The organism is Cetobacterium sp. (assembly GCF_048470075.1).
Classification (GTDB): Bacteria; Fusobacteriota; Fusobacteriia; order Fusobacteriales; family Fusobacteriaceae; genus Cetobacterium_A.
The window spans coordinates 1-6,221 of the sequence record NZ_DBGBQB010000287.1 but is presented as its reverse complement, the minus strand read 5'-3'; the positions used below and the strand labels follow the sequence as shown (position 1 = coordinate 6,221).

Annotated in this window: 5 protein-coding genes and 1 pseudogene; 4 read left to right on the top strand and 2 right to left on the bottom strand. The window is 30.6% G+C overall.

Going from position 1 to position 6,221, the window contains the following annotated elements; all coding sequences use genetic code 11:
• The 4 genes and pseudogenes from ACMOUI_RS10185 to ACMOUI_RS10170 form a co-directional block, all read left to right on the top strand.
• A pseudogene (locus ACMOUI_RS10185) lies at positions 1-679 on the top strand (hypothetical protein); the annotation flags it as partial.
• A gap of 21 nt (positions 680-700) precedes the next feature.
• Positions 701-1,546: a S1 RNA-binding domain-containing protein gene (locus tag ACMOUI_RS10180; protein ID WP_418965588.1), complete on the top strand. Its 846-nt coding sequence runs from the start codon at positions 701-703 to the stop codon at positions 1,544-1,546.
• 11 nt (positions 1,547-1,557) lie between these two features.
• Positions 1,558-2,322, top strand: a complete 765-nt coding sequence (locus tag ACMOUI_RS10175) for an IclR family transcriptional regulator (RefSeq protein ID WP_418965587.1) — start codon at positions 1,558-1,560, stop codon at positions 2,320-2,322.
• A gap of 116 nt (positions 2,323-2,438) precedes the next feature.
• Positions 2,439-4,550, top strand: a complete 2,112-nt coding sequence (locus tag ACMOUI_RS10170) for a glutamine synthetase III (protein WP_418965586.1) — start codon at positions 2,439-2,441, stop codon at positions 4,548-4,550.
• Between the two features lie 44 nt (positions 4,551-4,594).
• Here the strand turns inward: ACMOUI_RS10170 and ACMOUI_RS10165 are convergent, their stop codons facing one another.
• Together ACMOUI_RS10165 and ACMOUI_RS10160 are read right to left on the bottom strand one after the other, a co-directional pair.
• Positions 4,595-5,539, bottom strand: coding sequence for an NAD(P)/FAD-dependent oxidoreductase (locus ACMOUI_RS10165; RefSeq protein WP_418965585.1), 945 nt, complete (start codon positions 5,537-5,539; stop codon positions 4,595-4,597).
• A gap of 12 nt (positions 5,540-5,551) precedes the next feature.
• A complete protein-coding gene (locus ACMOUI_RS10160; protein WP_418965584.1) occupies positions 5,552-6,178 on the bottom strand; it encodes an MBL fold metallo-hydrolase in 627 nt (208 codons plus the stop codon).
• Between the last annotated feature and the right edge of the window lie 43 nt (positions 6,179-6,221).

Here is a 6,221-nt window from a genome sequence, read left to right as displayed (position 1 = left end):
GAATGAACAGATATACTATTTATATCTCTTATCTCTTTATAGAGAAGGTAAAGTTAAGAGTTCAGATATAGTGGGAGAGATAGAAAAATATTTAATTATTTTAAAGAGTAGAGCTGTAAAAAATAGATGTTTAAATATTTTAGCAGAAATCTATATGCAGGATAGGAGAGAGAAGGGAATTGAGATATATCTATCCAATCTAAAAAATAGTGTTACTTTAGAGGAAAAACTATATATATTGTATAATTTAGGAAAAGTTTTAATAGTAGATGAGAAAAATAGTGATTTAAAATACATCTACATGAAATTAAAAAGAATCTATGAAAAAAAATTAGTGTCAAACAGTGAAGAGAGATTTGAATTACTTTATAATTTAGGAAAAATTGCAGAGTCCCTAAATAAAAAAGTTGAAAGCAGAACTTTTTATATAGAGGCTTTAATAATTGGAAAAGGTATAGATGTACCATTGAATGAAGTGATAGATATAATTGATAGACTATTTGAGATATTTGAAAAAAGTGATTATTACTCTTTATTAAGTATTGAAAAAGAGTATTTAAGAATATTAAAAAACTATGAGGACTATAGACCGGTAATAAAATTGTTTGAATATTATTACAAAAACTATCCTCATAAAATGGATGAAAAGTTTAATTTATTTAGAAACTATTTGGAGTAAAATAGTAAGGAGAAAGGTAAAATGGTAAAAGTAGGAAAAAGACAAACTATGAAAATTAATAATTTCAGTAGTAAAGGGGCGCACTTAGATGCGGGAACTGGAGACACAAAAGATAATATTCTTTTGCCAAACAATGAGTTAGAAGGAAAGGTTTTAGATATCGGAGATGAATTGGATGTAATGATATACAGAGATTCAGAGGACAGATTAACAGCTACACTGAGAAAAACTGCACTAACTGTTGGTACAATTGGAAAACTTTATGTAACAGATACAAATGAAAAATTAGGTGCATTTTTAGATTGGGGATTAAAAAAGGAGTTACTGTTACCATATGCACAGATGGTAGGGGATGTAAAACCGGGAGATGAAGTATTAGTAGGTATATATGAGGATAGTAAGGGAAGATTATCTGCAACAATGAAAATCTATAGCTTTTTAATGCCTAATAAAGATTACAAAAAAAATGATTTTGTAGAGGGAACTGTATATAGAATAAACCCTGAAATTGGAGTTTTTGTTGCTGTAGATAATAGATATTTTGGATTGATACCCAATAGTGAATGCTTTAGAAAGTTCTCTGTAGGAGAGGAAGTTCAAGCTAGAGTAATCAGAGTTAGAGAGGATGGAAAATTGGATTTAGCCCTAAGAGAGTTAGCGTTTGTTCAAATGGATAAAGATGCTGAAGCTATTATAGGAAAAATGAAAATATTAAAATCACACTTTAGATTTAATGATGATAGCTCACCAGAAGCTATAAAAGAGTATTTTGGAATCAGTAAAAAGGCTTTTAAAAGAGCGATAGGTAAACTTTTAAAAGAGGGAAAAATTGAAAAAACAGAAGAGGGATTCTTTAAATTAAAATAAAAGGGGATTTTATGGAAGGGAAAACTATACAATCGATCCAAAGAGCAATAGATATAATGAACTGCTTTAATGAAGAGGTTCATGAACTTTCTTTAAAAGAGATTAGCGAAAAGGTTAATTTGAGTAAAAGTACAGTTCATGGAATAGTATCAACACTTTTAAAAAACTCATATTTAGAACAGAGTGAAAAAAATAGTAACTATTCACTGGGACCAGCGTTTATAGAGAAAAGTTTTATTGTAAATGAAGATGTTTTAATAAAAAATATTGGACATAAATATTTAGTTAAAATATCAGAAGAGTTTTCTGTAACAGTTAATCTTTTTCTTTTTAAAAGAGAGCATTTAAAGCTAATAGATAGAGTTCAGTCAGATTCAATGTATTATACAATAAGTACCTCAGTTACTAAGATACCTCTAAATGCATCAGCATCTGGAAAACTAGCACTAGCATATTCCAAAGATGTAAATATTGATAAAATATTTAGTAAAAATCTATTACATAAGTATACTAATAGTACAATTATAGATAGAGAAACTTTAATAGAGGAGATATATAAGATTAGAAGTGATGGATATTCACTGGAAAGATCAGAGGTTGAGTTAGGAATCTATTGTATATCCGTTCCTATTTTTAAGGTTAACAATATCTTTGTTGGAACTGCGTCTATAATGGCTACTAGGGAGAAGTTGATGAATATTCTTCCAGATTTAGCACCGAAGATGGTAGCTATGAGTAAAAAAATATCGTTCGAATTAGGAGCACGAGAGGAGTAATAACTCCTCTTTTTTATTTTCTTATTGACAAAAAAATAAAAATAGTATATTGTAAATATAACAATTTTTTATTAAAGAATGATGTTCGACAATGTAGAACGAAAAAGGGAGGATTTATGAACAACATGCTGGAAATTTTTGGACAATTTTGCTTTACAGAGGATAAATTAAAGAGCAGAATACCAGAATCGTATTTTAAAGAGTTTAAAAAAGTTCAAAATGGAGAAAAAGAGTTATCAATAGAACTTGCAGACTCAATAGCAAATGCAGTTAAAAATTGGGCCACAGAAAACGGTGCTACTCACTTTACACACTGGTTCCAGCCTTTGACAGAGTTAACTGCTGAAAAGCATGATTCATTTATTTCCATGTCATCAGATGGAAGTTGTGTTTCACAATTTTCAGGAAAAGAGCTTATAAAAGGGGAAGCAGATACTTCATCATTTCCAAATGGAGGAGTTAGATCAACTTTTGAGGCAAGAGGTTATACAGCATGGGATTGTAAATCACCAATGTTTTTAAGAGGAGAGGGATTGTCGAAAACACTATATATACCAACAGCATTTATTGGATATAATCAAATGGCACTGGATAAGAAAGTACCACTATTAAGATCAATAGATTTTATATCTGAGCAAGCGTTGAGACTAAAGAATATATTAGACCCAAATTCTAATGTAACATCAATAACAAATACTCTAGGATTGGAGCAAGAATACTTTTTAATAGAGAAGAAATATTGGGAAAAACGTCAAGATTTAATGCTTTCTGGTAGAACAATATTTGGGTCTTTACCACCTAAAGGTCAAGAACTAAATGACCACTACTATGGAAGTATTAAGGAAAAAGTTGAAAAAGTGATGAGTGAGATAGATGCGGAGTTATGGAAGATTGGAATAATGGCTAAAACAAAGCATAATGAAGTTGCTCCAAATCAGTTTGAAATCGCACTTATGTTCACAACAGCAAATGTTGCTGTAGATCAAAATCAATTGACGATGGATATAATAAAAAAAGTTGCAGATAGACATAAGTTAAGTGCATTATTACATGAAAAACCTTTTAAAGGGGTAAATGGTTCAGGAAAACATTGTAACTGGTCACTATCAACAAACTTAGGTGAGAATCTACTGGATCCATCTTCTTTATCAAAAAATAATCTTCAGTTTTTAGTTTTTCTAACTGCAATATTAGAGGGAATAGATAGATATGCAGACGTACTGAGAGCATCTTGTGCAACACCAGGAAATGATCATAGACTGGGTGGACATGAGGCACCACCAGCAATAATATCTGTTTTTATAGGTGAAGAGTTGGAGGAGATACTAAAAAATATAGGAGAGATAGTTCCAGTTAATGAAACACAAGCAAATATGGAGTTTGGTGTAAAAAACTTTACGAAAATACCAAAAGATATTTCAGATAGAAATAGAACTTCTCCATTTGCATTTACAGGAAATAAGTTTGAGTTTAGAATGCCAGGTTCAAGTGCCTCAGCTTCTACACCAACATTTATAATAAATACAATTATTGGAACAATAATTAAAGAGTATGCAGATTATTTAGAGAATAAAGATTCTAAAACTTTAAAAAAAGAGATTATAGAGTTAATAAAAGATAGATATGAAAAGCATAAAAGAATCCTTTTCAATGGTAATGGATATGATGGAAGCTGGAAAGTTGAAGCTGAAAAAAGAGGATTGAAAAATCTAAAAAATACTTTAGAGGGATTAAAAGTATATAAGCAAGAGAATATAATAGAGCTATTTAAAAATGCTAAGGTTTTATCTCCAGAGGAGTTAGAAGCTAGATACTCTGTCTATTGTGAGCGTTATATAAAACAGATTAACATAGAGGGAAGCTCTATGATTAGAATTGCTAGAAATGAGATATATCCAGCACTGATGGAATACGCGGCTAAAATATCAAATAGTATTATATCTTTAAGAGAGGTATTGGGAAATGATGAGTTTTTAGTTGCAGATAAAGCGCATCTAATAAAGCTTTTAGCTGGAAAAAATCGTTTAAAAGATTACTTGGCTCAATTGGAATCTCAATTAGTTGTGGCTAATGAGATAGATGATCTATATGAGAAAGTTAAATATTTAAATAAAGAGATAATACCACTATTAAATTGTTTAAGAGATATAATTGACCTATTAGAGCATCAAGTTGAGAAAAAAGTTTGGCCAGTACCAACATATGAAGAGATGTTATTTAAGTTATAGATAAAAAAAGTCAGAGTCTAAAAAACTCTGACTTTTTCAATATTTTAACTGTATTGAGCTCTTAAATTATGTTTCTTTAAAACGTGTTTAATAGCTTCAAGAGCAGCTATTGTACCATCTGATGTAGCAGTTGTAACCTGTCTAATATTTTTAGATCTAACATCTCCAGCTGCGTAGATTCCCTCGATAGATGTATGCATAGCTTCATTTGTGATAATATACCCATGCTCATCTAAAGAAGCTACCTCACCGTAAAGTTCTTTTAAAGATTTTGTTCCCAGATAAAGGAATGCGAATTGAGTAGCAAAAGTTTTATGAACTCCATCTACCTTAACAATAACCTCCTCTACAAACTCATCCCCTTTTATTTCAAGTAATTCACTTGAATAGTACATTTTAACTTTTTCATTGGATTTTAGAGTTTCCATAAGAGCTTTATCACAGCTATCATCACAGCTATCTGTGATAAACATATTGATCTCTTTTGAATATTTTGTTAAAAATAGAGCTTCTTCGGCAATCTCCTTACCCTTACCAAAAAGAGAAACACTCATATTTCTTGTGAAAGCACCATCACATGTAGCACAATAAGAAACACCTTTACCTAAATATTTCTCTTCACCTGGAAGTTTTTTAGAACCATTTTTAGCCCATCCACTTGCGATTATAACAGTTTTTCCTGAAAAGTTTTCTATATCTGTTTTAACAACTTTATGTTCACCAAATAGATCAAAAGCCAAGAAGGTTGCCTCAACAAATTCAACATTAAACTTTAAAGCCTGTTCCTTCATCAAAGTATAGATATCTCTACCAGTAGGTGATCCTAAGATACCTGGGTAGTTTTCAATTTTATGCGCCATAATAAGGCTACCTACATTTGGTTTTTCAATAACTAAAACTGAAAGATTTGATCTTCCAGCATAAAGAGCAGAAGTTAAACCAGCAGGGCCAGCCCCAATAATAACAACATCATAAACTTTATTTTCCATATTAAACTCCTCCTAAATCATTCCTTGAGATTTTAATACTCTCTTTTCCTCGCCTAAAATTGTAGGCTCAGTATGGGCACTATACACTATAGTATCTTCTGGATAACTCTCACAAATCTTTTTTAAACTTTTTTGTAGCTGTGATAAATTTCCAGTAGGTAGGTCATATCTACCATAACTTCTTCTAAATAGCGTATCCCCAGAGATCATGAAATTGGACTCTCTGTTATAAAAACATTTTGAACCAACTGTATGACCTGGAGTATCAATAACTTCAAATCCAAAAATAGAATCTCCCTCTTTTAGGGGAGTAAAATCACCTGTATATGAAAAATCATAACCTTGTATTGCATACGATAAACTTAAAGAGGAATCAGTTAAAAACTTCTCATCCTCTTTTCCAATATAGATTTTAATATCTGGAAAAAGACGCTTTATTTCATTTAATCCTCCAATATGATCACCATGACCATGAGTGAGAATAACATTTTTTAAAGTTAAATTATGATCTTTTATAAATGATACAACATTTTGTAATCTTGAATCACTACAATCAAAAAGAGAAGCTTCATTGTTATCATTCCAAACCAAATAACAATTTGTCATATAGCTTCCCAAAGGAAAGGCTTTAATTTTCATTAAAATTACCTCCGATATAGTATTTTTTCTAATTATACATTAT